Source organism: Massilia frigida (genome assembly GCF_011682175.1).
GTDB lineage: Bacteria > Pseudomonadota > Gammaproteobacteria > Burkholderiales > Burkholderiaceae_D > Telluria_A > Telluria_A frigida.
In genome coordinates this window covers 1-2,523 of sequence record NZ_WHJG01000100.1, presented here as the reverse complement: position 1 = coordinate 2,523, position 2,523 = coordinate 1, and the positions used below count along the sequence as shown (strand labels likewise).

3 protein-coding genes are annotated in these 2,523 nt (G+C 63.1%); all 3 read right to left on the bottom strand.

The genetic code is table 11. The features are described 5' to 3' along the window. Positions 1-27: 27 nt before the first annotated feature. From tnpC to tnpA, 3 genes are read right to left on the bottom strand one after another with little or no spacing between them, the layout of a single operon-like run. Positions 28-1,734: an IS66 family transposase gene (gene tnpC, locus F2P44_RS34040; protein WP_370662792.1), complete on the bottom strand. Its 1,707-nt coding sequence runs from the start codon at positions 1,732-1,734 to the stop codon at positions 28-30. A 21-nt stretch (positions 1,735-1,755) separates the two neighbouring features. After that, a complete protein-coding gene (gene tnpB / locus F2P44_RS34035) occupies positions 1,756-2,112 on the bottom strand; it encodes an IS66 family insertion sequence element accessory protein TnpB (RefSeq protein ID WP_167094473.1) in 357 nt (118 codons plus the stop codon). Further along, positions 2,112-2,441 carry an IS66 family insertion sequence element accessory protein TnpA gene (tnpA, locus tag F2P44_RS34030; RefSeq protein WP_167094471.1) on the bottom strand — a complete coding sequence of 110 codons (330 nt, stop codon included), beginning with the start codon at positions 2,439-2,441 and terminating at the stop codon, positions 2,112-2,114. Before tnpA ends, tnpB begins: the two co-directional genes overlap by 1 nt. Positions 2,442-2,523 lie beyond the last annotated feature (82 nt).

Below are 2,523 nucleotides of genomic sequence, written 5' to 3'. Positions count from 1 at the left end.
GTAAGTGCCCCATGAACCCCAGGCTGTTCAGGGAACCGTTTCGCTGGCTAAATCATGGCTATGCAAATTCCACGGCAACAGCGCCTCCACCTCGTCCACCGTCGTCGCCAGCGGCAAGCTGCGCATGACGCGTCGCAGCCATGTGTATGGCTCCAGGCCATTCGCCTTTGCCGTCTCGACCAGCGAGTAAATGACTGCGCTGGCATGGGCGCCCGCCGGCGTATCGCTGAACAACCATGCTTTGCGTCCAATCACGAAGGGTCGGATCGCGTTCTCGCATCGGTTGTTGTCAATTGGGAGGTCGCCGCGCTCGGTGTAGCGCGTCAAGCGGTTCCAGTATTTATGCATATAGGCCAGCGCCTTGCCCAGCGCGCTTTTCGGCGTGACCGTAGGCAGAGTCTTATCCATCCACGCCTTCAGTGCCTCCAGGGCCGGTATGCTCAGGCGTTGGCGCGCGAGCGTGCGTGCCTCCACGGTGACGTCCGCATGCGCGCTCTCGATGCCGTACAGCTTACCGATCAGCTCAATCGCCTCGTCGGCGCGCCCGCGCTTGCCCTTCGGCTGCACCCGTGCCGCTTCTACGAAGCGTCTGCGGACATGGGCGAAGCACACCAAGTGCTCGACACCCTCGATATGCGCCAGCTTGGCATAGCCGGTGTAGCCGTCAGTCATCAGGTAGCCGCGGTAGCCGTCGAGCAGGCGCAGCGGCACCTGGGCGCCGCGGCTGGCATCGTAGTCGTACAAGACCACCGGCTTGCCGGGCGGCCCGCCGGTCTGCACCCACATATAGCTCTGCGTGCTGGCCTTTCGCCCGGCCTCCTTGAGCACCTGCACCACCGTCTCGTCCATGTGGATGACGGCGCCGTCGAGCAGCGCGTCGCGCATCAGGTTGTGCAGCGGTTGCAGCAGGCGACCGGCACCGATGGCCCAGCGCGCCAGCGTCTGGCGCGGCACCGCCGCGCCATGGCGCTCAAGCACGTTCTCGAAGCGCGCCAGCGGCAGGCCGTCGACGTACTTGACTGTCAGCAGCATGGCGAGGAAGTCGGCGCTGGCGTTGCTCTTGGGCAGGGGCTGGGCCGGCAACACCGCCGTCACCGGCGCATGCTCGCTGCCCGGGCAGCCATAGCGCTTGCGGATGTGGCGCAGCACGCGTATCTGCATCGGCACGATGTCGAGTTGCTCGCTCACATCCTGGCCGATCTCGACCATTGGCGTGCCGCAGGGGCAGGTGCGTTCGTCTTCGGGCACGTCATGGACGATGTCGACGCGCTTCAAGGCCTCCGACAAGGGGGCGCGCTTGCCGCGCGCCTTGGGTTGCTTATCCTGCGCCGCGTCGGCCGCCGGTTGCGCCGCTGGGGTGGTGGCGGGCAGGGCGGCGATATCCTGCTCGTCCGTGCTCGACTGCGCCAGCACCTCGGCCTCGTCGAACAGTCGGCCCTGGCAGGCCAATTGCTCGGAGCTGGCACCGAACATCCTGTGGCGCGCCAGCACGGATTGTTCGATCATGCGAATGATGTAGTCGTGCGCCTCGCGCATGGCCACTTGCCGCGCTTCGTGCAGGGCCTGCTCCATCGCCTGTTGCATGGCCTGTTGAGCGGCGGCCATGGCGTCTTGTTGCGCCTGGAGCAGCCGCTTTAGCGCATTGACATCGTCGGGCAATACCGCTGGCAAAACGAACTCGGGGAGCTCAATTTCGGGCGGCTTCGGCGGCGATTTCAACGGGGTAAAAGGCATGTGTCATTTTACCAAATCCCCCTATGAAACCGAAGTGAAATGCAAGGTTTTATGAGGTGAATTTCGCCATAAATCGAAGCCTTCCAGAAGCCATTCGAACTCCTGCAAGGTGATCGTCTGCGCGGATGTGTCGCCGTCCTTCGGCCAGGCGAATTTGTCCGCCTCGAGCCGCTTGAGCCACAGGCAAAAACCGTTGCGGTGCCAGTACAGGACCTTGATCTTATCGCGCTGGCGATTGATGAACACGTACAGGGCGCTGCCGAAAGGATTCAATTCCAATTCTTGTTCGACCAGCACCGACAGCCCTCCGATCGACTTTCTGAAATCGACCGGCGCGCGGCACAAATAGACCTGCTCGATACGGCAACCGGCATGCATCAGAACGCCCCTGCTGCGGCGCGTGCCAGATTCGCCAGCCATTCTGCGGATGGAAGCTCGGCCAACTCAAGGCGCACGCCGCCAGCCAACTCCAGGGTGCAGGCCGAGCCGCTCCGACTAGCCCCGCGCTCGCCCACCCGTAGCTGCATAAACCGGCTCTCTGGCACTGGCGCTGCCGCATCCGGCGCCGCTGCCGCGCCCAGCTTGCGTTGCCAGTAATAGAGCGACGCGAGCGACAGATTCTCACGCTTCGCGTAAGCGCTTACGAAAATGCCTTCGCACTGAATCGCCGCAACATGCGCCGCCCAGAATTGCATGTCCTTTTTCATCCTTGTCCCACATAAAATTAGATGGGGAAAGAATGCTGCAGCCGCAGCTATGCCACAAGTCTGGGGTTTATGGCGCGCTTAC